The following is a 25,347-nucleotide window of genomic DNA, read 5'->3' on the forward strand; positions in this document are numbered from 1 at the left end:
GCATTGTGGAGCATGAAGCAGATGGATATAAATATGTCTACCAGTTTAAAGACCATCTTGGTAATATAAGACTCTCGTACTCTGATAAGGACAAAGACGGTAAAATAGACTTAGAAGGTGTAGGCGAAGATTTGGACAATGACGGCCGTGTAGAAGAATATGAAATCATACAGGAGAAGAATTATTATCCTTTTGGACTGCAACATGAAGGGTACAATAATACGATTGTTGGTCAGAAACACCCGTATGGTTTTGCTAACAAAGAATACGAAGAAGAGTTAGGAAAAAATACTGTTGCTTATGAATGGAGAGCATATGACCCTGCTATTGGGCGTTTTGGTAAAATAGATAGGTTTGCTGAGAAGTATTATGAAGATACTCCTTACCATTTTACCAAAAATAGTCCTTTGATGTATCGAGAAATAGCAGGAGATAGTATAAAGTTAAATAGAGTAGCTATATACGATCAAGCTAATAATACTAACCACGAGCAAACAATTATTAACGATCTTCAAACTATTACAGGTTTAACATTAACTAAAGATGCGAATACAGGAGCTTTAACTTATGCTACGGATTCTAATGGTAATGCTATAATCTCAACAACTACAGATGCTAATGGTAACGTTACCCAAAATGGAAGTGCTAGCGCCAGAGGAGATTTAATCGGGTATATTGATCACGCAGATGTAGTTGATGTTGCTATAGATCAAAATAGATCTGTTACGAGTAGGGCTCAAAATGATATTTATTTAGGAGAAAGTCAAATAAGTGCTTTTATGAATGGTACGCCATCTACTATAAATGATAGGACTTTAGGTTATGGAATGACATTAATGCACGAATTTAGACACACTAATATGGGAGGAGCAAATAGTGACCCCACAGCAGCAGGTAATACAACGTCAACAGGACCTGTTGTAGACAGAGTAAATGTTTATAGAAGTGAATTAGACAGCAATCCTGCTAATGCAAATGCTAGACCTTATGGTCAAAGAAGACATTATCAAGCTATTCCAAATACTTCTGGAAACGGTGCTCACGTAAGGTTTAGGTATCCTACAACTAATAGACGTGGAAGACGTGTAAATAGAACTGGAAGAATTACTTTTTAATAATATCAATTATGCTATATAAAAAAATATTTATCCTTATCGCAAGTGTATTCTTTTTATCTTTTTCTAGTAATAAAGAAATAGAGAGTTATGAAAAGGCTTTAGATAAAATACTAGAATCAGAACAATATGCTTCTATCACTAATAACAAAAAAAAGTATCACGTATCTGACGAAATAATAATTTTTTCTAAGCTAGGTAAGTTTTTTAGGGAAGACCTTGCAAGCGATGTGTCTTTAAGTGAAGAAAAGATAGTTACTGATGGTAACAAAAAGAACCCAATATTAAATATGTCGAAATTAAATATTAAGAAGTGTTCGAAGGTTCAAATATATTTTTCAGAGATAGAACAAAATATATTTTTTGCAGAGTTGATACCTTCAAAAAAAGAGACAAAATACAAGGATCGACAACATTTTGGAATATCTTATATTTATATGTTTAGAAAGAATGATGATAAGATAGAATTACTCAATGTAAGACAAATAGATTATAATTAAAAACAGATCAAAAAAAGCCCCCTGCTGCCGCTAGAGTGATTGCTACCGCTAGAATTTTTCTAGTGGTGGTAAAGATTGGTGGGTAAGAGTAAGAAAACGATAAGAACCAGTTACAAGGATGTAGCTGGTTTTCTTATTATATACCCCGAAGATTCAAACATGAATTTTGAGAATATACACGTAGGACAATCTACGATTATATAAGTTTTTTATTAGTAACAAAACCTTCCTGCACAATGCAGGGAGCTTTTATCGGGTAACGAAAACAAGAAAACTACCAAAAAAACAGTAGATCATCTAAAATCATTTCAAAAAAAATAAACATATTGTATATAAGATGTCTCCCCTTTTTGTATTTTAGAAAACATACACCCAAAAAAGCAAAATATACTGTATAATGAAATTGAAAAGCCTCCTTATCCCCCTTTTACTAATTACCAATTTTATAATTGCACAACAAATCACTTGTTCGGCAAAGGATAAAGAGATTTTTACTCAAAAAATAGCCTTGCTAAAAAAAGGATATACTCCTACAGCAAATTTTGGAAAAACAATAATGTATGTAGGCAAAACCTTTTTAGGCACTCCTTATGTAGCAAAAACTTTAGAAACAGGAACAAAAGAATCCTTGGTTATTAACTTACAAGGATTGGATTGTACCACTTTTGTAGAAAACGTACTAGCCTTTGGCTTGCTCCTTAAAAATAATAAAGAGGATTTTGAAGCGTATACCGAATACCTTGAAAAAATACGGTATAAAGATGGTAAACTGAATGGGTATGCCTCTCGCCTGCACTATTTTTCAGAATGGATAGCAAATAATCAACAAAAAGGAATTATAAAAAATAATACCGCAGATATTGGTGGGATCGAAATAGAGAAAGAGATCAATTTTATGAGTACACATCGTAACTTGTACCCTTTTCTTAAAGACGATAAAAATTTTGAAGGTATACTACAATCCGAAAAGGTTGTTAGTGAATCTTCTTTTTGCTTTTTACCAAAAGAGGAAGTAAAAGAAAATGAAGAATCTATTGCATCCGGAGATATTATTGCATTAACTACCTCTATAAAAGGATTGGATATAACCCATACCGGGATTGCTACCCGAGAAAAAGATGGCAGAATACACTTGCTGCACGCTTCGTCAAAAGGACAGGTTGAAATCTCTGAGCTGCCACTGGCAGAGTATCTTCAAAAAATAAAAAACAATACAGGGATTATGGTTAGCCGACCGCAATAAAAGATTGTTTTTATTATGCCTGATTCTTTATTTACTCTGTTATAGTTTTGTTATCCTTAACCTAAATCACTAATTTAGTGAAGTTAAAGAATATTAAAATGATAATACCCGGAACTAATATTGAAAAAAAACTAAGCGCTCTTAGGGATAAAAAATTTGATCCTGAAACCTGGAAATATCAAGTGCAAAAAATCTTTGAAAGAGAAGAAAAACACGAAAATCAAATTTTAAAAAACTTAGAAAATTCTTCTTCTGTAATAGCAACAAATCGTTTGGGCCTGGATCATTTAGAAACGCATAAAATATACCATTTGGATCAAATCAAAAATATCTGTATCGATTATAGATTACGTTTTTTAGATTTTAAATACTTTAAAGGCAAATTACCTGTTTCGGCACTGTCTACTATTAAAGATCTGGAGAAAAAACACCAAACAGAACTTATTGGTTTTAAAATAATGGCTCCTTCTAAGCTTTTTAAATTAGAAAACGCAGATGATCCCTTGCTTTTTGTTCCTATAGGAAATGATTTTTTTTATTTAGTTCATAAATGGGGCAATGACTTACACCCTATGCGTAAAAGCATGATGTGGTTTTTTAAAAGTTTCGAAAACTTGCTTATTCTTACCTTTTTGATAAGTCTTTTGGTTACTTTTATGGTTCCTAATGGTATGTTTACAAAACATAGTGATGCTTCTACACATATTATGATTTTTTTCTTTATGTTTAAGTCATTAGCAGCTATCGTTTTATTTTATGGTATTGCCCTTGGCAAAAACTTTAATTCTGCTATTTGGAACAGTAAATATTTTAATGCTTAATACCAATATTATATGTTTCCTGAAAGTGAATATGAAAGATTATATACAGGGAGTTTGATTAACATCCAGTTTCTGCAAACTTTATTACAAGAAAAAGGGATTAATTCTATACTTCGGGATGAAATGAAATCTGGTATGATGGCTGGTTTTGGGGGAGGTATCCCCAATCACATCCAGCTTTTTGTTAAAAAAACAGATCTGGAAGCAGCATTGCCAATCGTTAAAAATAATTTATCTTAAAAAACTATGGAAGAAGAAAAAAAATCTCCCCGCAAAACCTGGGATTTAATGATAGGGATTGCTCTTGTACTATTTGGAGGAATAAGGCTTTACAACCGTTTACAGGCAGAAGCAGAGTGGTCTTTTAGATCTATGATTACTATATTGTTTATTGGATACGGGGGGTATTTGATCTATCGACACTTTCAAAACAAACCTAAAAATTAATTGGGCCCAACTGTAATTATTTTTTCAGATAGCCTAAATCCTGCAAAAACACCATATCCCCCTTCACCTTCTATATTATTAGGTGGTATAGTGGGTTGAAAAAAAGGATTTTCTGCTTGGTTTCTGTTTAAAAACGAAGCTCTTAATGTTCTATAAATAAGTTCGTCTACATTTGCTACTTTTATCTTTATTTCCAAGCCTTGATCGTTATTGACAATGACACCGTTAGAGAACACTTCTAATCCATCTCCATTTATATCTGTAACAAATTTTTCGTCATTAAAACTTATTGAAGAACTAAACTCTGTATTTCCCAACAAATTATATTTTGCCCCTACAATGTAAAAATTATTTTCTCCTTTTATATCCTTAAATTTTACTTTAAGATTTTCCTGGGTTATCCCTTCTATTATTTTTACCCCTACATTTGCAGTAATATCTTCTATTTTTGGGACAGGAATTGAGCAAACCGATGTAAACTCCTTTCCTTGGGCAAGAACTTTTAAAGTGTATTTTTTTCCTGGTTCTATCAAAAACTCGGTAGCTGGTACTTTGTATAATCTATCTTCGTCAGAGTAGGCCAATGATACTTCTTTTTGATTTTCATTTTTAATAGTAACAATAGCATCTTTAATAACGAGGGCATTTTTTATATCGATCGGATTATTTTGTGCCACTGTGCTAAACACAGATATGGTTTTGGATACTTCAACTTTAATCATCTCTTCTTCTGGGGATAAAAACCCATGGATCAGGACCATGTTTTTACCCTCGGGTATCTCTTCAACTTCTTTTTTTAAATCATCGCAACTTAACATTGCTATACTCCAAATAAACAAAACAAGATATTTCATACTCTAAAATTTTAAACTATAATTAAACGATGGCAGAAACTGAAATATAAATCTTCGGTACAAAACATTAGAAGAACCTTCATTTTTAGAAATATCGTAATAAAAAGGGTTTTTTCTGGCATATACATTATAAAATGAAAAGCCCCAAGTTCTCTCTCTATTACGTTTTGTAATCTTGTGAAACTGAATCCCTAAATCCAGTCGATGGTAATCTTCTCCTTTAAAATTATTTTTCTCGGTATTGAACAAGGATATCCCGTTATTAAAATTTTCACCTTCTGTATCTATAGGAAAATTGTCTTCTACCGATACCCCCAATGTATTAGGAAGATCATAATTAATCCCAGATGTAAATATCCAATTACCAGAAATAGTTATCTTTTTATTAGGTTTATACACCCCAACCATCGAAAAATCGTGTCTTCTGTCATAGCTATCATTAAACTTTTTACCTCTGTTTAGCTCTTCAAATTGTCTTTGTGACCAAGATAGAGTATATCCCAACCACCCTGTTAACTTTCCTGTTTTTTTTCGAAACAAAAACTCTGATCCGTATGCCCAACCTTTCCCCGTGGTAATACCATTTACAAAATCCACTACCCTTATCGATCCTGTAACTTCTCGTAACGATCCAAATCTTGAAAAAGACACTCCTTCTTTAAAAGAAATGATATCTTCCATTTTTTTATAATATCCTTCAATGGTCAACTCATATTTATTGTTCAAAAAATCTTTGGCTATCCCTAAGGCTATTTGTTGTGACAGTTGTGGTTTTAGCTTATTTGTAGAGGATATCCATAGATCTGTGGGCAACCCTAAACCACTATTAGATAGTTTGTGTATGTATTGGTTCATTTTTGCATACGACCCTTTTATAGTAAATGAAGGATATAGCTTATATGCTACAGAAAAACGTACTTCTGGTTTAAAGTACCCTTTAGACTTGTGCTGAAAATGACTTAACCTGATACCCGGGTATATACCAATTTTATCACTAAGCCTCCAGTTATCCTCTATATACAATCCACTCTCTAAGGTTTTTATTTTTTGTATGTTCTTGATTACATCCCCGCTATCGTTTGCAATATCAATTTCCTTTGGGATAAAATCATGATATGTAGATGACAAACCAAACTTAATGGTATGATTAGGGTTGGGGTAGTAATTAAAATCCTGTTTGATCCCATAATCATCGATACCTGAACTGGTTTCTGATGAAAAAATTTTGTTAGCCTCTAAGCTTTCATCTTCGCTAATGGTAAATTTATAATTGCTAAATATTAAAGATGTATTAGAGAAAAGTTTATTGTCAAACTCATGGTTCCATCGTAAAGTAGAAGTTATATTGCCCCACTGTACCTTTTGCCTTAATGTTTTTTCTTGGTATTTAAATTTATCTTTGCCAAAATAGGTACTCCAATATAATTTATCTTTGTCCCTTATAACATGATGTAGCTTGGCATTAATATCGGCAAAATGGTATCCCAGTTCTAAATTTTTGTCTAAAAAAGGTAAAATCAACAAATCTGCATACGTTCTTCGGGCACTTAATACAAAAGATGTTTTTTCTTTTATAATTGGTCCTTCTAATAAGAATGAAGATGAAATCAAACCAGTATTTACTTTACCCGAAAGTTTTTCTTTATTTCCGTTTTTAGTATCTATTTTTACTACCGAGGATAATCTGCCTCCAAAACGTGCAGGAAAACCTCCCTTAAATATCTCTACAGATTTAATAGCGTCTCCATTAAATATAGAAAAAATTCCGAACAGGTGATTAGAGTTATACACTATTGCTTCGTCTAATACAATAAGGTTTTGATCCGGACCACCACCACGAACATAAAAACCTGCAGACCCCTCCACCCCGGATTGTACTCCTGGTAATAATTGCAATATTTTAATTGCATCTTTTTCTCCTAAAATTGCAGGGATATCCTGAAATAAAGAAGGGTCTAATTTTTCAGAGCTCATTTGTGTTACCTGGCTCTGATTGGTTTCTTTATCTAAATTAATAATTATTTCATCCAAGTGCTGCGTATCTGGTTCTAAATTAAAATCTATAACCGTATCTGAAATAAGTTCTACTTTTCTGTCGATACTTTTGTATCCTAAAAATGATATAGATAATTCATGCATCCCTTCTGGAATTGACAGAGAGTAAAATCCATAATCATTGGTGGTAGTTCCTGTTTTTAATTCGGGAATATAAATAGATACACTGCTAAGATACTCTTCGCTACCTTCTTCTGAAATGTAGCCGCTAATGGTATATCTCTTTATTCTTTTATATATCAATAGTTTTTTACTAATAACTTTAAAATGATATAGTTTAGAAGAGAAAATATATTTTAAAATATGATCTAAGGTCTTATTATTTGCATGTATAGATATAACCTTAGAAAGGTCTATCGCACTATCTGAATATGCTGTGGTAAAATCTAGTTTTTTTTCTAATTCTTTTAACACTTCTGCTATAGATACATTGTCTTTATATATATCTATTTTTTGATCCAAAATAGTTTCTTGACCATAACCATTCGTTGATCCTATAAAAAATATTATCAAAAATATGCTTGCTAATTTTAACTTCACTGTAATATTAAATCTGCAATTTGATTTTTGCAATTTGAGCAATGTTTTAGGAATTACAATCCCCTCCTTTTATAACGATAGTATCCTTATCTATGTTTACATAGGTAAAATCAAATAATATCTTAAGGGTTTGCATAACATTATCAAAAGGTTCATTATCAAAAATAGTGGTTAATGTACAATTAGCAAATTCCTGATTCTTAATAGTTATTTTTTTGTTATAGTGTAATTCAATATCCTTAATTACCTGGTGTATAGGGGTTTTTTCAAATTTCAAAATCCCCGATTTCCAAGAAGAAAAATTAAGGTTTTTATTTATTGATTTAACCAACTTTCCATTTGACATTGCTACTACTTTGTCCCCCGGAACCAAAATTTGTTTATCGTTATTCGATAAAAACTCTACTTTGCCCGATAGTAATACAAGTTCGGTTTGTTTTGTTTTTAAATCGTTTTTAAGGTTGAATGATGTTCCCAAAACTTTTGTTGTTGTATTACCTGTAAGAACAATAAATGGTTTATTTGGATCTTTTGTAACTTCAAAAAAGCCTTCTCCGTTCAGGCTTACGTTCCTGGCAGATCCTTTAAATTCTTTTTCATATTTTAATTCACTACCTTGTTTAAGCCAAATTTCAGAATTATCCGGAAGTACAAACTTATTTTCTGCTCCCGCTTTGGCGACCAAAGTTATGGTTGTATTAAAAGATGCGTTAATATAGTATCCTAAACTAATTAAAAGCACTATAGAGGCAGCTATTTTAAGGTATATTTTGTTGGATTTTGTTTTTTTAACTGTCTTTGATTTGAATTTATCCCATTGCTTATCAACATCTATTTTAGAAAAATCGGCAACTGTTTCAGATGTGTCCCAAACCTTTTTAATATCTTCAAAATAAGTCCTGTTAGACTCTGAGCCTTTGATCCAATTCTCCACGATTTTTTGCTCATAATCCTGCACATCATCTTGCAGATAACGAATTATAAGTTGTACTGTATTATCATCTTGCTCCATCTTCTTTTATTGAATTAAAATTTTGGTTCTAAAATAACAAATTATTAAGATATACTATATTACTAATGTCATTAAGTTAAGCTGTATCTTTTTGAGGATTAAATATCTGTAAAAGCAAAATACCTCTTTACTTCCATCATGGATTCCAACCTACGCCGGGACCCACCATTAACAAACTTTAAACCAATAGTTCAAATCCTTAACTTAATGACATTGGATATATTATTCAACCTGCTTTGGGTCGATTTATCAATGTGGCTAAGTTAAGAGTAAAATTTATATTTTCTAATAACACAGAGCTTATCGTAAATCTATTCTTGTTTTACATATTTTCACGTCTTTGACCTACTCAGGTTGGCAATGACAGATTGTGTTCTTACCCTATTTTAACCTGGATTTTTTAAAAAACTACTTCTTTTTCTGTTAATTGATATCCTGCAAAAGTACCAAATCCATTTTCACCATCAATATTATTAGGCACAATAACAGATTCAGAAAAAGGGTTTCCTTCGTTAGAGTCGTTTAAATATGTGGTTCTTAAAGCATCATATAATATTTTTTCTGTATTGGCTACCTTAATTTTTAATTTTGAATTTGAGGATGCTCCATTAGAGATTGTAAAATAACCATCTGCTGTTATTATTGTATTTTCTCTACTTATATCTGTTGCAAATTGTTCTATATCAAAATCTATAACCTCTACATTCTCCAAAGATTGAGTTACTGTTGCACCTACAATATAAAAATCATTTTGATCCTTAATATCCTCAATGGTTAATCTTAATAAACGATTACCTGAAAATTCACTTTGTTTGATTTCTATTTTATAATCTATCTTCTCTACTTTTTTTAAAGGAATTATACAAGATGCTTTATATTCTTTTCCATCTACTATAACTTTTAAAAAATATTTTTTTCCGGGTATGATTGGTAAATCACTGGCCGGGGCTTCATAGTTAAAAGATGTGTCTGTGTATACAAGGGATACTTCATTTTTTTCTTCGTTTGACAGTATAACCGTTGCATTTTTGACTACCAATTCATTATTATTAATTTTTGGTGTTGTTCTTGATTTAGATTTTGACACTTGTACTTTCAAAGTAGTGTCTTGCGGGGACAAATACCCATTAATAACTACTAATTGATCTTTTTTTAATAAGTTGCTAGCATCTACATTTGCCTCACAACTTATTATACAAATGCCCACTATTATCAATAATATATTTTTTAAATATCTCATCTTATTATTTTTATTGTTTTCAACTTTTAGAATTTATAGGTATAATTAATCGAAGGAATAAACTGTAAAACAGAAACTTTTTTAAGTTTAGAATCTTCAAAATGATAAAAGAAAGGGTTTTTTCTTCCGTAAATATTATATACAGAAAATCCCCATGTACGCTCTCTGTTTTTTGTGAATTTTTTATGAAATTGTATCCCCAAATCCAAACGATGGTAATTTTCTCCTCTAAAATTATTTCGTTCTGTACTAAAAGGAGCCCTGTTAGATAGATTAGGAATAGTTATAGGAAAATTATTTGTGCTAGATAACGATTCTTTATCTGGCAGAGTAAAGTTATTTCCTGTAGAAAACACCCATGATCCGGACAGCGTGATACGATCACTTGGTTTGTATATTCCTACCAAAGAAAGGTCGTGTCTTCGATCGTATTTTGAAAAAAACTTTTTTCCTTGATTTAATTCATCAAACTGTCGTTCTGACCATGATAATGTATATCCTAACCAACCTGTAAGTTTTCCTGTTTTTTTACGCAGTAATAGTTCTCCTCCATAAGCCCATCCTTGACCGGTAGTTATATTATCTTCCCAATTAATCTCTTTTCCTGTTCCTAAATCTTGTAGTAATAAAAATGAAGCTCCTTCTTTATATGAAATCACATCGTTCATTTTTTTGTAATATCCTTCTGCTGTAACAGAATACCCATCTTCTAGAAAATCTTTGGCTATACCAAATGCATATTGTTCTGAAACCTGTGGTTTTAATTTATCTGTAGAGGATACCCAAAGATCTGTAGGCAGTCCTATTCCCGAATTAGTTAATAAATGGATATATTGATTCATTTTAGAATAAGACGCTTTTAAAGCCAGATCAGGTTTTATATTCCAGGCAATAGTAGCTCGTGGTTCTAGATTAAGATAGTCTGTTGATTTATGTTGAAAATGAGTTAATCGCAATCCCGGCAAAAAACTTAGTGTATTTGTGATTTTCCAATCATCCTCTGCATATACAGCACTTTCTACAGATTTAATTTCTTGGGTTACATCCACATCATTTGCTCCTGTTTGTTTGATCTTGGATTGTTTTGGCACAAAATTATGATATGTGGATGCTACTCCAAATCGAATAGAGTGTTTAGGGCTTGGGTAATAATCAAAATCTGTTTTAATTCCATAATCGTTTATTCCTGAATTGATTTTAAAATTAAAAAATTCGTTATTTATTTTTTCATCTAACTTTATTCCAAAATTATAATTACTAAAAATAAGAGAAGTGTTGGAAAAAAACTTGTCGCTAAATTGATGGTTCCATCGTAATGTGGAAGTAATATTACCCCAAAACAGTTTTGTTTTAAAACTTTCTCCACTTTTTTTCTCTACACTATTAAATTTATCTTGCCCAAAATAATTACTCCAGTATAGTTTGTTTTTTTCATTAAAAACATGGTGAATTTTAAAGTTAAGGTCCATAAAATAATAACCTGCTTTAAAATCTTTTTTCTGAAATGGTCTTGTGAGCAAATCCGCATACGTTCTTCTCCCACTAAAAATAAAGGAAGTCTTTCCTTTATTAACAGGACCTTCTATTAATAAAGAAGAGGATATCAATCCCATATTTGCTTTTCCGCTCCATCTTTCTTTATTACCATTTTTTGTGTCTATTTTTAATACCGAAGATAATCTGCCTCCAAATCTGGCTGGAAATCCACCTTTATAGGTTTCTATGGATTTAATAGCGTCCCCGTTAAACACTGAAAAAATCCCAAATAAATGGTTAGAATTATATACCGGAGCTTCATCTAATATAATCAAGTTTTGATCGGGCGTTCCCCCTCTTACAAAAAAACCTGCGCTTCCTTCGTTACCACGTTGGATACCCGGCATTAATTGCAGTGCCTTAATTACATCTTTCTCTCCCAGAATTGCAGGTATATCCTCAATTTCAGAAGGTTTTATGGTGGTTACACTCATTTGGGTAACCTGACTTTCATTTACCCCTCTGTCTGTATTGATAATAACTTCGTCCAGATTCTCTGTTTCTTGTTTCATATCAAAATTAACAGAGAGGTCGCCATTAAGGTTAATGGTTTTTTTTATGGTAGTGTAACCAATAAAAGATATAACCAACTCGTATGTCCCTTCAGGAATTGTAAGGGAAAAAAATCCATAATCATTTGTGGTTGTTCCTACTTTACTTTCAGGAATATAAATTGATACTGTTGGAAGATATTCCTGGCTTCCTGCTTCTTTGACATAACCACTTATGGTGTATTTTGTTCCTGTTTTTTCTTGACAAAATGATTTATTAAAGCAAATAAATAGTACCCAAAATACAAGAATTACTTGTTTTGTTTTAGTTTTCAAATTAAAAAATATTTAAAGGATTTATATACTTTGATCCTTGGCGGATCATAACATTGAACGTGCGTCAAAAAGTGTTATAGATCTATTCTATACAACCATAACCGTTGGATCTTGTGATAATAGGATATGTTGTTTTGGCTTTTAGAAATCCATTGCTGAATGAATGTTTCTTCTTCTGGTGTTGCTTTGTCTGAAAAATACTTAATCAAAGTATACTCTATGCTAGCTTGGTGGTGTATATTCATAACATATAAATTTTAATAAAGATTAAAGAGATATGCTTATTTACATAAATAACATTTACCTCTTGTATCTTTGGTTATTTTATATGTGACGAACGAGTAATAGAATACACGTAATCAAAAATTAAAAAAAATTAAAAAAACTAATAATCAATACTATAAGCCCTAATAAAACCAATGATTTTATCTTTTTTAATGCATTGCTAATATGTGTTTCTACTGTTCTTTTGCTAATATTGAGTTCTTCGGCTATTTCTTGGTTGGTTTTTCCTTCAAACCGACTTAAAATAAAAATCTTTCGATTTTGATCGGGTAGAGATTGTATAGCTTTGTATATTTTTTCTTGTAATTCTGTTTGTTCTATTGCATCATTATCATCTTCCTGAATAAATGTATCAGATTCATTTTGAATGGCTTCTTTATGTTTTTGCCTTATTTTATTACTCCGTAAATAATCTAAACACCTGTTTTTTACAGAAGCATACAAAAAAGCTTTTAAAGAGGTATGAATTACAAGATCGTCTTTTTTTTCATAAAGTTTTACAAATACTTCCTGAACAACATCCTGCGCTATATCCAGATCGCATACATACTTATTTGCATATATGGATAATGGCTTAAAGTATTCCTTAAATACAGCCTCAAAAACTTTTACATTTTGGTTTTTGATTTGCTCTATGATTAATTGATCGTTCAGACTAATGTTATGATTTGTTTTAATAAATATGTTACGCAAATATAAAATTACATATTATTAAAAACACAAAAACTTAAGGATATGTTACAAAAAGGCAATATTTATATCGGTTTAATGCTTTTAAACCATATTATTAGTCTGGTAAATTTAACTTATTTTAAATAATTTTTATTTTAAGTCTTTTTTATCCCGATATATAAAAATCAAAATACACTTTTATAATATTTTTTGTTCTACCTAGTTATATTTCAATAACATAATTGGTTTTTATAAATCATCAAATATGGGAAGAAGACCTATAGTTAAAAATAGAAAAGAAAAAAATAAAAAAGTAGAACAATGGAGCCTGGCGATATTGCCTCAATTAAAAGATATCGATTTAGGTAGATTAACTATAGACGATCTTTCGAGGTTATTAAAAAAAAGCAAGTCTACTATTTATCAATACTTTACTACAAAGGAAGAATTTTTTGAATATATCACGCAGACAAAAATTAATTATTTATATTCTTATAAAGAAGAAATCACTAAAGAGATTTTTAAATTAGACTACCAATATGATAACCTGGTGTATATTGTAACTGAGGGGACAAAAGATATTTCATCTTTTTATTTAAGACAGTTACATATACATTATCCTGCTGCATGGAAAATTATTGAAGATTTTTTAGTTGCTTTACTGGAAGATCTAAAACAATTTTACATTTTTGGGATAGAAAAAAAATTTTTTCATCCTATACCTCCTGGTTTATTGGTTACGCTGGATCAATGCTTTATTATGCAATTAATTAAAGATGGTGATTTTTTTTGCAAAACAACAGAATCTATAGAGTCTACTATAAAAGGGTATATTTTATTAAAGTTTGAAGGGTTAAAAAATAACCCTGCAAATAAAAATATGCAGGGTTATAAAATGATTTTTTAGTTTTTATAATTACAAAAGTTATCTAATTACAATTCGGGATATAGTATCCGGGGCACCTTCACCATGTATTCTAACCATATATATACCCGAGTTAAGGTTTCCTAAAGGTAAATGCTTATCAGAACTATTTAAAGTACCTATATTTTTGTTATATACCAAAGTACCGTTTAAGCCATAAATTTCTACAATAGTATTATTCATAACAATTGCAGACGAAATTTGTACATTTCCATCAGAACTTGTTGGATATATAAGAGGTCCTTGTGAGCTTCTTATGGGAGTCCCAAAAACAATGTTTTCTTCTTCTTCAGGAGCAGGCGTAACTTCTTTTTCTTGTGCGTTAACAGAACGTATCGCCCAACCAAAAGAATTGGTGTTAGGATCAGTGATTAACCTAAAGCGTATTGCAATAGTTTCTCCTGCTTGAAAAAAGTTTAGTAAATTAATCGTTTGCTCCTTAAATAAGCCATCATTTATTGTTGTAGCTCCTGAATTATAAAACTCTGTCCATTCCGGAAATTTTTCTGCATCATAAGCATCTAATCGTATCCAATTACTTAAATCACTTGAAGCTTCTATAGCTACATAATCATAAAATCTTCCTGGCACAGGGTCAAATTCTGTTATTGCTACATCTTCATAAGTTAAGTTTGCATTATCTGCAGATACAACAACAGGTTGTCTTAAAACAGTACGATATTCTGAATCATCTAAATATGGGTGGTCTGAATTATTGAGAACAGCTTGGTTTACGGTTCCACTAAGATCGTTTATTACAAATTCTCCTCCAAAAGTATACACATCAGATGCTTCAAAGGTTTGAATAGCAATAAATGAGTCTGGTACATTAAAGTCTATAATATCAAAAGTTTTTGAAGATATGGTAGATCTCTTCTGTTCACTGTTTATGGCTTGTAATCCTACAGTGTGTAATCCTTCAGACAGGTTATCCAGAGTATACGCAAATTGTGTATCTTGAGCAACATTATCTGTTATCCGGGCTATTTCTTCTCCATCAAGATATACTGCTATGGCTACAACATCTTCATTACCATGAATATAATTAACAGTTCCATTTTGATTCTCTACAGATTCCTGAGCTACATTAACTATTGTAGGAGGGGCAAAATAATTTGGTGGTTCGTACCCTTCTAGTTCATCAAGCGTAGCCGTCCAGATACCTCTACCGTGTGTAGCCATTACTACTTGATTGTTTACTATTTTCATTTGCCAAACAGAAAATGCTGGTAAACCTGCTAAAAGAGCCCAGTTTTTACCTCCGTCTAATGTTTGAAAAACTCCTATATCTGTACCTACCCATATTCTGTTTTCGTCAAAAGGCATTTCAACAATACTATGAATCGCTACATCAGGAAAACCTCTGTCCTCTCCTGTAGAGAATCCGGATATATCTTCCCAGGTTTGCCCTAAGTCATTTGTTTTTAAAACCTTGGCCGCACCCTGAGCAGAAAACAACACATAAGCTCTGTTTTCGTTGGTAGGAGAAGTCTCCATCCCCGAAATAAATAAGTTATGACTTTTATCACTTCTTGGATCAGAAAATGGAAGCGTAGCTTCATAAGAAACTCCATTATCTTTAGAAACATGCATTACAAAACTGCTGTTTTCTGTCATTGCATTTCCTGCCCACACTATATCCGGATTAGCTATAGATACGGCAACGTCTAATGCACTCGATGCTCTTGTTCCTACAGCAAATTGATTTGGTATACTGGTCAAACTCCAGGATTCTGCAAAATTATCAGACCTCCAAACTCCGTTAATTGAAGGACTAAATAGTACATCAGGATTATTATTAACATTTACAATTTTAGAATAGAAAGGAGAGGAACCTGCTCCTGCATCCCCATGTCTTGCATTATATCCCTGACCATTTACATAACGTACAAAACCGTTATATTGAGATCCCCCAACAAATTTATTTGGATCTTTATAATTCCATAATACTTCAAAACCATCTCCTCCAATTATAAATTGGTATTGGGTTTCATCATTTGCTTGCGCTCCTGTTAAAGATATCCAGGTACCATTGTCCTGTGCTCCTGCCATATAATCTTCTACACCGTTACGCTTATCTGCCCCATAAAACTGGGTACAATTAAGCCCTGCCGCAGATGTTGACCAGTCATTAGCGGTGGTTCCCGGGTCCTTCAAAAAGTCTGTATGATATATCCCTCCATCATTGGCAAGGATAAGTTTAAATTTCTTTTCTGGATAATTTGATGCCCATGTTAATCCATGTTGATCCACATGTACGTAATCATTTAATTCTCCATTATATCCTGCTGCAATTGGTTGAAAAGAGTATTTTAAAGGAGCGTCTTTGTCTGCTCCTGTTTTTTCTACTTCAACTTTATGTACTACTACTCCTCCTACATAAAATATATCTCTGTTAAAAGGATGTGCCATAAGCATATTATCATACCATCCTTGTCCTGTAACTAAGTTACCTGCTGCTGGTGCACCATCAAACCCTAATAGTTTGAAACTAACCCCATGGTTGTCAGAAACATAAAAATCTGTATTAACAGCTGTTGTTGCTCCTCCACCAGGAGTATATACAGAAACAAATACTCTGCACGGATCTGCTGGAGAAACATCTAACTCGAAACGGGCATGATTGGCATTAAAATCATTTTTATCTAATACCAAATCCCAGGTAAGCCCGGCATCTTTACTTTTTATAACTCCTACACCATTAACTCCTCCATAAATTGTATTGAAGGTTCTGGGAGAAGCGTTAAGATCCTGAACATTACCCCCACTGTATGTATTCTGCCAGGTTTTTCCTCCATCTGTAGTTACATAAACACCTGTACTACTAGCTACCACAAGATGATTTTCATCTGCAGGATTTATGGCTAATCTTCCTATTCCTCCAAAACCTTTTGTATTATCCAAATATTCCCAACTACGACCTCCGTTTGTAGTTTTAAGAATACCTATACCACCTATTGCGTCTAGGTTACCAAATGGCTCTCCTGTTCCCACATAAAGTGTTTTTGGGTTCTTTTTACTTACCGCAATAGTAGATGTCGAAAGACTAGGCACCTTATAGTCTGTAAGGTTTTCCCAAGTTTTTCCAGCATCTTCGGTAACCCAAAGCCCGCCACCTACGGTACCTGCATACCATTTGTTTACATTATCTGGTGCTACTACAATACCTCGTATTCTACCTGGCACATTTACAGGTCCTCGTTCATTCCATTTAATAATACTGGTATTTTTAAACTTAGAAGCATTTTTCATAGCCTTTTGATGCTCTGTCATCAAAAAACCTTTTTCATAAGTAGATTTTTCTGCTCCAATAGGTTTTAAAAGGCTTTCGACATAATCTGCTATTATCTCAATACCCTTTTTCTTATCGTAATCTTTTTTGGTTTTAGGTTTTTTAATGACATCCCCTGTCTCAATTTTAGCAATGTCTTTTGATTCTTTTTTAGTAGTGGTACAAGAGTACGCTACTATCAAAAAAACCAAGACAAGCATTTTTTTAAAGTAAAATTTGTGTGTCATGAGTTAGTTATTTAATTTAATTTAATGATTGTTATTTGTGTTTCATTTTTTGAAGAAAGAAAATCTTCCGGATTGTCTGATATTGGTTTTTGCTCCATTCCTGTATAAGGAATAAGTTGAAGTGAAGTATTATCGTACCAATCTATACCAGATCCCCTAAAAGAACCTTTTTTAATAATCTCTTTTGTTTTTTGACTATACACCGTATATTCAAAAAAAGTTGCCGGATCTCCTGATTTAATCTTCTTTTTGACCGCAAGACTCATCGTTTTATCTTCATTTAACCTGGAGGTTATTTTATCTTCTTGTATCATTAAAACTTTTGACTTTTTATCTTCTGTATTATCATTTTCAACAGTTTTACATTGACCAAAAGAAAATACCGTTAGAATAAGAAAAAAAACGAGTATAATTTTTCTTGATAACATTACTCTTTAATATTTTAAAAAATTATGAAGGCAACCTACTAATAGTGTCTTGACAATATAAATTTTATAGTTACAGTTCTTTATGCAATAGGGTTGGGGTGAAGATTAAAAATGAACTGAAATCTAACTCAGCAGAGCAGGCTTTAGTTCATTTTTAAAGGCATATCAAAACATATAACTTAACATACAATTCTTTATATTATCAAAAAATTAATATTAAATTAACCATTTAGAGAGCTAATTTAAGTTTTATTTTTCAATAATTTTACATTTTTTGTGTGCTAATTTGACAAAACAGTACATTTTTTACGGTTTCTCTTAAACACAAAGTGCAACAAACTTTGAAATATGAAGTAAAAAGAAATGATTTTAGCAGGTATTTTTCATTTAATATCAAATGAGATCTAAAAGTATGCTAAAGATGTGAAGTTGCTTTTTTTTAAGCGGTAGAATTCTTACATAACATTTGCACAGAGCCAAACTGAAGTGTAGTTACAGTTATAATTTTAATGAAGAAGCAGATAAAAAAAGATACTATTTATTAGTTCTGTTTCAAAATTAAATTGAGTAAAAAGATAGTATTAACCACTTATTTCTTAAATAAGTCATGAAAACCAAAGCTTTGTTGTTGTTTTGGCAGCAGCTTTTGTGTTAATATTTCAAAAAGTGCCTTAGCACAAAAGCTACCAGTATTATTTGAACAAGCATAATCTGAGCTATCTTAAAGTATTTGCAAACACTATCTATTAACCCGTGATATAAACAAAATAGCTTAACCGTTTATATTTAAACCAGATAAAATATATTGAAGTACCAAAAACTCTTAATCAAGTTACAGGAAATCTCATCAAAAACAATATACAATTAACAAGATTCTATTTATACGCCAACAGCATACATTTTTCCTCTTAATTCTTTAATTTTTGAATCGTTCATATATTCATCAAATGTGGTATATCGGTCGATTACTCCATTAGGAGTTAGCTCTATTACTCTATTACCCACAGTTTGAGCAAACTCATGATCGTGAGTAGTAAACAAGACTGTTCCTTTAAATTTTTTAAGAGAATTATTAAATGCTGTTATCGATTCTAAATCCAGGTGATTGGTTGGTTCATCTAGCATTAATACATTTGCCCTTGTCATCATCATTTTTGATAACATACAACGTACTTTTTCTCCTCCGGATAATACATTTGATTTTTTAAGTGCTTCTTCGCCACTAAAAATCATTTTGCCTAAAAATCCTCTAATAAAAACTTCTTCTCTTTCTTCTTCGGTAGTTGCCCATTGCCGAAGCCAGTCAACAAGGGATAAGTCATTTTGAAAATACTCACTATTATCTGCGGGCAAATACGACTGATTTGTAGTAATACCCCAATCAAAAGTACCTTTATCTGCCTTTTGTTTACTGTTAAGTATTTGATAAAAAGCGGTTGTAGCTCTGGAGTCTTTTGAAAAAACCACTACTTTATCTCCTTTTGCAAGATTAATATCTATATCCTTAAATAGTATATCTCCTTCCTGGCTTGCAGATAGGTTTTCTACATTCAAAATCTGATCGCCGGCTTCTCTTTCTCTTTCAAAAATTATAGCAGGATAACGACGACTAGAAGGTTTAATATCTTCAATATTAAGTTTCTCTATCATTTTTTTACGCGAGGTAGCTTGCTTTGATTTTGCTACATTGGCACTAAATCGTGCAATAAACTCTTGTAATTCTTTTTTCTTTTCTTCTGCTTTTTTATTTTGTTGGGCTCTCTGTCTTGCTGCTAATTGAGAAGATTCATACCAGAATGTATAATTACCACTATAGTGATTAATCTTACTAAAATCAATATCTGAAATATGTGTACATACTGCATCCAGAAAGTGACGGTCGTGAGATACCACAATAACGGTATTATCAAAATTAGCCAAAAAACTCTCCAGCCAGGAAACAGTTTCATAATCCAAATCGTTTGTTGGCTCATCCATAATCAACACATCCGGATTACCAAACAAACATTGTGCTATCAATACCCGTACACGTTGTTTGGTATCCAAATCAGACATTTGTATATAATGTAAATCTTCTTTAATGCCCAAATTAGATAACATGGCTGCTGCATCACTATCGGCATTCCATCCATTCATCTCTTCAAACTGTACCTGAAGCTCCCCTATCTTTTCAGCATTTTCATCTGTATAATCTGCATAAAGGGCATCAATCTCTTTTTTTATTCTATACAAAGGTTTGTTTCCCATAATCACTGCTTCCAAAACAGTATACTCGTCATAAGCATAATGATTTTGCTCCAAAACCGACATCCTTTTTCCAGGCTCCAGATGTACATGGCCAGATGTTGGGTCCATTACTCCAGAAAGGATTTTAAGAAATGTAGATTTTCCTGCGCCATTAGCACCAATAATACCATAGCAATTACCTTGTGTAAAAGTTGTATTTACTTCGTCAAAAAGTATACGTTTACCAAATTGAACTGAAAGATTAGAAACTGATAGCATGATTATAAAAATTGAAAGGTTAAATTTTGCGCAAAAGTAAAAAAATGGATTCAGACTCTGAAATTTAATCTCTGTTTAATTCAAATACTTTAGTTACTATTTTTATAGTACAACTAAACAGATAATCAACCTAAGTAATCCCTTAATAAATATAATTAACTTATAATTAACAATTCTAAAAGATGTTTCCCTTTATTTTTGAATGAGTAGTTAGTTAATTATAACAATACCTAAATACAATTTTGCATATTGAGATATTTTATCCTGATTTCTTTTTTTTCGTGTTTCTTATTAAGCTGTAATACTTCTGAAAAAAACAATAGAAAGTATACTTATTTTGGAGGCGAAATCGTAAACCCAAACACTAATTATATCATTTTCTCTAAAGACTTTGAACACAATGATACTATCTTTTTGGACAAGAACAATAGGTTCATGCACAAAATAGAAAACCATGACGATGGCTTATATTATTTTAAACATAATCCTGAAAATCAAATTTTTATTCTTGAAAAAGGAGACAGTATCCTTATTCGTCTAAATACTTTAGAATTTGATGAATCTCTTGTGTTTAGTGGTGATGGTTCTGAAAAAAACAACTTTTTGATAGATTTGTTTTTACAAAACGAAATAGAACGGGAACAATTAAGAAGAACTGATTTCAGATTTCCTCCATCATATTTTAAAAAAAAACAGGACTCTTTGCTTAATCTAAAACTAATCACATACGAAAAACTGGTTAAACGAAACAACCTAAGCGATTTGTCCAAAAAACTTACTCAAGCCAGTTTAATATTTGATTATTACACAAGGCACGAGTTGTATTTTAACAGACGTTATGAAATGGGAGGGCTTAACGCTACTAGAAATCTACCTACCTCTTTTTTTAGTTATCGAAACAAAATTAATTTTAATGATGACGATCTAAAAATACTATACTCTTATCACAGATTTTTAAATTACTATTTCACTAATACTTCTCTATCTAATTATGCAAATAAATTATCCAAATATAATGACCAGGTTGGTGGCACCTTGTATAAATTGGATTTAATAGACAGCATGATAAAGCATCCTTTTATTAAAAACAATCTCCTTAGAAGATTTACCACCAATTTTTTATTGGACAGTAAAAATGATTTTGAATCCAACAAAATATTAAAACATTATCTTAGTATCAGTTCTAACAAAAAATCACAAATAGAATTAAAAAAACTTGCCAGGTTCATCTCAGAATTAAGACCTAACAAAATTATACCTAACCAAGAATTGATTACTTCAAAAGGAGAAACAGTAAAACTATCTTCTCTTTTTAAAAAACCTATTACAGCTCTATATTTTTGGTCTATGGAGAGCAAGGATCATTATGTAAGAGCTCACAAAAAAACTGCCCGACTAAGTACAATATACCCAACTATTGATTTTATTGCTATAAACACAGACAATGAACAAACAAAGAATTGGTTAAAGACAATAAAAAGACATCAATACAACTTAGACTATGAATATGAATTTAAATACCCCAAATGTTCTTCAGAAGAACTGGTAATTCATTATAGAAATAAAGTTATACTTGTAGATCAGGAAGGAAAAATCATAAACCCTAATACAGATTTATTTGCTTCTTTATTTGAAAAACAACTAATGCAATATACCCAATTAGCAAGTCTGGAAAACTAACAAAGCTACTCTTTAATCAGAATAGCTTTGTCTATATTATAATCAACAACCCCAGAGCAATACCTGCAGGTAAGCTTCCAAAAATATATTTCGCTTTTGAGAGATTACCCCTGGGGAATCAACTCTTTAATCGAGGATTAAAATTTATCAAAAAACACGGTCTAATTTCCTTTTTTATAATCCTCAAGAAACTTAGCCAGCCCTATATCGGTCAAAGGGTGTTTAAGTAGTCCTTCGATAGAAGAAAGAGGCCCTGTCATAACATCTGCTCCAATTTTTGCACAATCTATTACATGCATAGTATGTCTTACAGAGGCTGCCAAAATTTGTGTATCAAAACCATAATTATCGTAAATCAGTCTAATTTCGGCAATAAGATTAAGTCCATCTGTAGAAATATCATCTAATCTACCAATAAATGGAGATACATAAGTAGCTCCGGCCTTGGCAGCAAGCAGTGCTTGTCCCGCAGAGAAAACCAAAGTACAATTTGTCTTAATCCCTTTGTCACTAAAATATTTAATCGCTTTGATGCCATCTTTAATCATAGGCACTTTTACAATAATCTGGTCATGAAGCTTTGCTAATTCTTCTCCTTCTTTGATAATGCCATCATAATCTGTAGAAATAACCTCTGCACTAACATCCCCGGTTACAATTTCACATATTTTTTTATAATGATTTATTATATTTTCTTTACCAGTGATACCTTCTTTTGCCATCAAAGATGGATTTGTAGTTACTCCATCCAAAACACCCAGGTCTTGTGCCTCTTTAATCTGATCCAGATTTGCAGTATCAATAAAAAATTTCATATTACTATTTTTAAAGTTGTTATGTATAAATTTTTATGCTATTCATATTAGAGTGCGAAGATAAAAATAATCATTATCGTCCCGCATGATCTTTTGGTTTATTTAAAAAACCTTACTACAAAAAAACAACTCATAACTTATAATGATTCATCAAGAGTTTCTCGTATGTTCTATCTGGCAAAATTCGCTTTAAAACAATAGAGAATTTTTGCATAAATGCCCCTACTTTATAATGCACTTTTGGGCTTTTGGATTCTATAACTTTAAAAACCGCTTCTGCCATTTCTAGTGGGTCATTTCCTTTATCTACATGGTCATCCATTAATTTTAAAGTATCCCCATACGATTTTTTATAAGGAGAGTCTTTAATTACCGGAGCGTGATAGCGTCCTGCAGCAATATTTGTTGCAAAATCCCCGGGAGCAATATTCGTCATTTTAATATTAAAACTTTTTAACTCCATCCTCCATGCCTCTGTAGTCATTTCTAAAGCAGCTTTTGATGCACTATAAATACCCCTGAAAGGCAACCCCATATAACCAGCTATAGAGGTAATATTGATAATTAAACCACTACCTTGTTTTCTCATTATTGGCAAAACAGCTTTGGTAACATTAATTGGTCCAAAATAATTGGTGTTAAAATTTTTAACTATTTCTTCGTTAGGAATTTCTTCTATGGGTCCTGTTATTCCTGCTCCTGCATTATTAACCAAAATATCTAATCTTCCGTGTTTTTCTTCAATAATTTTAACCGCAGTCAGAATACTAGCGGTATCTGCTACATCCAATTGTAAAAGAGTAAAAGGTGAAAAATCAGAAAATCCTGATGGGTTACGACTAGTACCATATACTATATACCCTTTTTGAGTTAAATATACCCCTATCGATTTTCCTATTCCTGAAGAACCTCCTGTTATTAAAACAACTGTTTTATTTTTATTATCCATAATTGCAAATATACAATTATGAACATTTAATTATATATAATGAAACGAGGAATAAACAAATTAAGAAAAGATGGTAAAGAGGTAACTATTATGTACAAAAAAAGGCAAGCTACCTACATCACACTGCTACAACCGTCTACCTTTGCTGCGTTCCCGCCCTGGAGGATTCAACAGGAGCTAGTTGTGTAGGACTTGCCGATGCAAAGATACAATCTTTAATATATAAAACAATGATTTTTTAAACCCAATTAAAATAAATATCTTGCAATAAACTTAAATCACACAAATGAATTTTCGTAACTTATTCGTCATCATATTATTAAGTAATCTTTGTTTTTCTTGCGGAAGTAATTCTGACAAGAAAAAAAAATACTTTTCTATTGTTACTCCCGATAATAAAGTCAATTTTATACTTGGAGAAACAATAAAAGCAAGTATTTCAAACCCTAAAAACTTCAAAATAGATTCTGTAACTTATATATTAAATAATAAAACAACTTCTTTTAAAAGCAACTTTGACTATGAAGAAAAAATAGATGATGAAAAACTAGGTAATCATACCTTGACTGCCCAGATATTTTATGATGGAAACATGGATACCATTACTAAAAAAATCATTTTTCTAAACCATAGCGCCCCAAAATTATATTCATACAAAATTATTGCCGAATACCCCCATGACATTAAGGCTTTTACACAAGGATTAGAATTTTACAAGGATACACTTTATGAAAGCACAGGAAGAAAAGGAGCCTCTTCGTTAAGAAAAGTAGACTACATAACTGGAAAAGTAATACAACAAAAAGATATTGCCAAAGAGTATTTTGCAGAAGGAATAACTATTATTGAAGATAAAATAATTCAACTTACCTGGACTTCTAAAGAAGGGTTTATATATAATCGTAAGACTTTGGAAAAAACCGGCAATTTTACATATAATAAAAGTAAAGAAGGTTGGGGGCTTTGTTTTGACGGAAAAACTATATATAAAAGTGATGGCTCTGAAAAGATATGGTTTTTAGATCCCGAAACACTTGCTGAAAAAAGTTATATCGAAGTTACCACTAATAAAAGTGTGAAATCCAGATTTAATGAACTGGAATGGGTAGAAGGCAAAATCTATGCAAATACATGGCAAAAAGACGGCATAGCGGTAATCAACCCAACAAACGGTGCTCTGGAAGCTGTTATCAACCTGTCCGGGCTCCGCGAAAAAGTAACGCAACATAAAGATTTGGATGTTTTAAATGGTATTGCTTATAAAAAAGAAACAAAACAACTATTTGTTACTGGAAAAAACTGGGACAAACTTTTTGAAATTAAAGTAATCAAATAAATAACAATCTATTTTTTACAGAAGCAAACAAAGCTAATACATA

Annotated in this window: 21 protein-coding genes and 1 other RNA gene; 9 read left to right on the top strand and 13 right to left on the bottom strand. The window is 31.7% G+C overall.

Annotation, left to right across the window (positions count from 1 at the left end):
* From ACZIYX_RS20285 to ACZIYX_RS20310, 6 genes are all read left to right on the top strand, one after another.
* Window positions 1-1,115, top strand: a 1,115-nt coding sequence (locus ACZIYX_RS20285; protein ID WP_462684085.1) for an RHS repeat-associated core domain-containing protein, incomplete at its 5' end; no start/stop codon positions are given.
* Between the two features lie 11 nt (window positions 1,116-1,126).
* Complete coding sequence (locus ACZIYX_RS20290) at window positions 1,127-1,615, top strand: hypothetical protein (protein WP_462684086.1); 489 nt, start codon at window positions 1,127-1,129, stop codon at window positions 1,613-1,615.
* Between the two features lie 397 nt (window positions 1,616-2,012).
* Window positions 2,013-2,858 carry an N-acetylmuramoyl-L-alanine amidase-like domain-containing protein gene (locus tag ACZIYX_RS20295; protein WP_462684087.1) on the top strand — a complete coding sequence of 282 codons (846 nt, stop codon included), beginning with the start codon at window positions 2,013-2,015 and terminating at the stop codon, window positions 2,856-2,858.
* A gap of 98 nt (window positions 2,859-2,956) precedes the next feature.
* Window positions 2,957-3,679, top strand: coding sequence for a hypothetical protein (locus ACZIYX_RS20300; protein ID WP_462684088.1), 723 nt, complete (start codon window positions 2,957-2,959; stop codon window positions 3,677-3,679).
* 12 nt (window positions 3,680-3,691) lie between these two features.
* Window positions 3,692-3,919, top strand: coding sequence for a putative signal transducing protein (locus ACZIYX_RS20305; RefSeq protein WP_462684089.1), 228 nt, complete (start codon window positions 3,692-3,694; stop codon window positions 3,917-3,919).
* A gap of 6 nt (window positions 3,920-3,925) precedes the next feature.
* A complete protein-coding gene (locus tag ACZIYX_RS20310) occupies window positions 3,926-4,126 on the top strand; it encodes a hypothetical protein (RefSeq protein ID WP_462684090.1) in 201 nt (66 codons plus the stop codon).
* Here the strand turns inward: ACZIYX_RS20310 and ACZIYX_RS20315 are convergent.
* From ACZIYX_RS20315 to ACZIYX_RS20345, 7 genes are all read right to left on the bottom strand, one after another.
* On the bottom strand, window positions 4,123-4,980 hold the full coding sequence (locus ACZIYX_RS20315) for a DUF4249 domain-containing protein (RefSeq protein ID WP_462684091.1): 858 nt from the start codon (window positions 4,978-4,980) through the stop codon (window positions 4,123-4,125). The genes ACZIYX_RS20310 and ACZIYX_RS20315 overlap by 4 nt on opposite strands.
* A 3-nt stretch (window positions 4,981-4,983) precedes the next feature.
* Window positions 4,984-7,548 (bottom strand): TonB-dependent receptor, encoded by a 2,565-nt coding sequence (locus ACZIYX_RS20320; RefSeq protein WP_462684092.1) that lies wholly within the window; start codon window positions 7,546-7,548, stop codon window positions 4,984-4,986.
* A gap of 73 nt (window positions 7,549-7,621) precedes the next feature.
* Window positions 7,622-8,587, bottom strand: a complete 966-nt coding sequence (locus ACZIYX_RS20325) for a FecR family protein (RefSeq protein ID WP_462684093.1) — start codon at window positions 8,585-8,587, stop codon at window positions 7,622-7,624.
* 400 nt (window positions 8,588-8,987) lie between these two features.
* A complete protein-coding gene (locus ACZIYX_RS20330) occupies window positions 8,988-9,827 on the bottom strand; it encodes a DUF4249 domain-containing protein (RefSeq protein WP_462684094.1) in 840 nt (279 codons plus the stop codon).
* Window positions 9,828-9,853: 26 nt separating this feature from the next.
* The gene (locus ACZIYX_RS20335; protein ID WP_462684095.1) at window positions 9,854-12,190 is read right to left on the bottom strand and encodes a TonB-dependent receptor; all 2,337 of its coding nucleotides are present in this window, start codon (window positions 12,188-12,190) and stop codon (window positions 9,854-9,856) included.
* A 74-nt stretch (window positions 12,191-12,264) separates the two neighbouring features.
* On the bottom strand, window positions 12,265-12,435 hold the full coding sequence (locus ACZIYX_RS20340) for a hypothetical protein (protein WP_462684096.1): 171 nt from the start codon (window positions 12,433-12,435) through the stop codon (window positions 12,265-12,267).
* Between the two features lie 121 nt (window positions 12,436-12,556).
* Window positions 12,557-13,168, bottom strand: a complete 612-nt coding sequence (locus ACZIYX_RS20345) for an RNA polymerase sigma-70 factor (protein ID WP_462684097.1) — start codon at window positions 13,166-13,168, stop codon at window positions 12,557-12,559.
* Between the two features lie 244 nt (window positions 13,169-13,412).
* On the opposite strand from ACZIYX_RS20345, the gene ACZIYX_RS20350 reads away from it, so the two are divergent.
* Window positions 13,413-14,054 (top strand): hypothetical protein, encoded by a 642-nt coding sequence (locus tag ACZIYX_RS20350; RefSeq protein WP_462684098.1) that lies wholly within the window; start codon window positions 13,413-13,415, stop codon window positions 14,052-14,054.
* A gap of 18 nt (window positions 14,055-14,072) precedes the next feature.
* Here ACZIYX_RS20350 and ACZIYX_RS20355 read toward each other — a convergent pair whose 3' ends face one another.
* The 3 genes from ACZIYX_RS20355 to ACZIYX_RS20365 form a co-directional block, all read right to left on the bottom strand.
* Window positions 14,073-17,591, bottom strand: a complete 3,519-nt coding sequence (locus ACZIYX_RS20355) for a T9SS type A sorting domain-containing protein (protein WP_462684099.1) — start codon at window positions 17,589-17,591, stop codon at window positions 14,073-14,075.
* 11 nt (window positions 17,592-17,602) lie between these two features.
* On the bottom strand, window positions 17,603-18,019 hold the full coding sequence (locus tag ACZIYX_RS20360) for a hypothetical protein (protein ID WP_462684100.1): 417 nt from the start codon (window positions 18,017-18,019) through the stop codon (window positions 17,603-17,605).
* 879 nt (window positions 18,020-18,898) lie between these two features.
* Window positions 18,899-20,524, bottom strand: coding sequence for an ABC-F family ATP-binding cassette domain-containing protein (locus ACZIYX_RS20365; protein WP_462684101.1), 1,626 nt, complete (start codon window positions 20,522-20,524; stop codon window positions 18,899-18,901).
* Between the two features lie 435 nt (window positions 20,525-20,959).
* Here ACZIYX_RS20365 and ACZIYX_RS20370 point away from each other — a divergent pair, with 435 nt between their 5' ends.
* The gene (locus ACZIYX_RS20370) at window positions 20,960-22,204 is read left to right on the top strand and encodes a hypothetical protein (protein WP_462684102.1); all 1,245 of its coding nucleotides are present in this window, start codon (window positions 20,960-20,962) and stop codon (window positions 22,202-22,204) included.
* Between the two features lie 161 nt (window positions 22,205-22,365).
* Here the strand turns inward: ACZIYX_RS20370 and fsa are convergent, their stop codons facing one another.
* The 3 genes from fsa to ffs all read right to left on the bottom strand — a co-directional run bounded on the left by fsa (window position 22,366) and on the right by ffs (window position 24,166).
* Window positions 22,366-23,019, bottom strand: a complete 654-nt coding sequence (gene fsa, locus ACZIYX_RS20375; RefSeq protein WP_462684103.1) for a fructose-6-phosphate aldolase — start codon at window positions 23,017-23,019, stop codon at window positions 22,366-22,368.
* A gap of 130 nt (window positions 23,020-23,149) precedes the next feature.
* Complete coding sequence (locus ACZIYX_RS20380) at window positions 23,150-23,968, bottom strand: SDR family oxidoreductase (protein WP_462684104.1); 819 nt, start codon at window positions 23,966-23,968, stop codon at window positions 23,150-23,152.
* A gap of 99 nt (window positions 23,969-24,067) precedes the next feature.
* Window positions 24,068-24,166, bottom strand: an RNA gene (gene ffs, locus ACZIYX_RS20385) — signal recognition particle sRNA small type.
* Between the two features lie 88 nt (window positions 24,167-24,254).
* Between ffs and ACZIYX_RS20390 the strand changes: the two genes are divergently transcribed.
* Window positions 24,255-25,304: a glutaminyl-peptide cyclotransferase gene (locus tag ACZIYX_RS20390; RefSeq protein WP_462684105.1), complete on the top strand. Its 1,050-nt coding sequence runs from the start codon at window positions 24,255-24,257 to the stop codon at window positions 25,302-25,304.
* The last annotated feature ends 43 nt before the right edge of the window (window positions 25,305-25,347 follow it).

It is taken from the genome of Aquimarina sp., assembly GCF_977115655.1.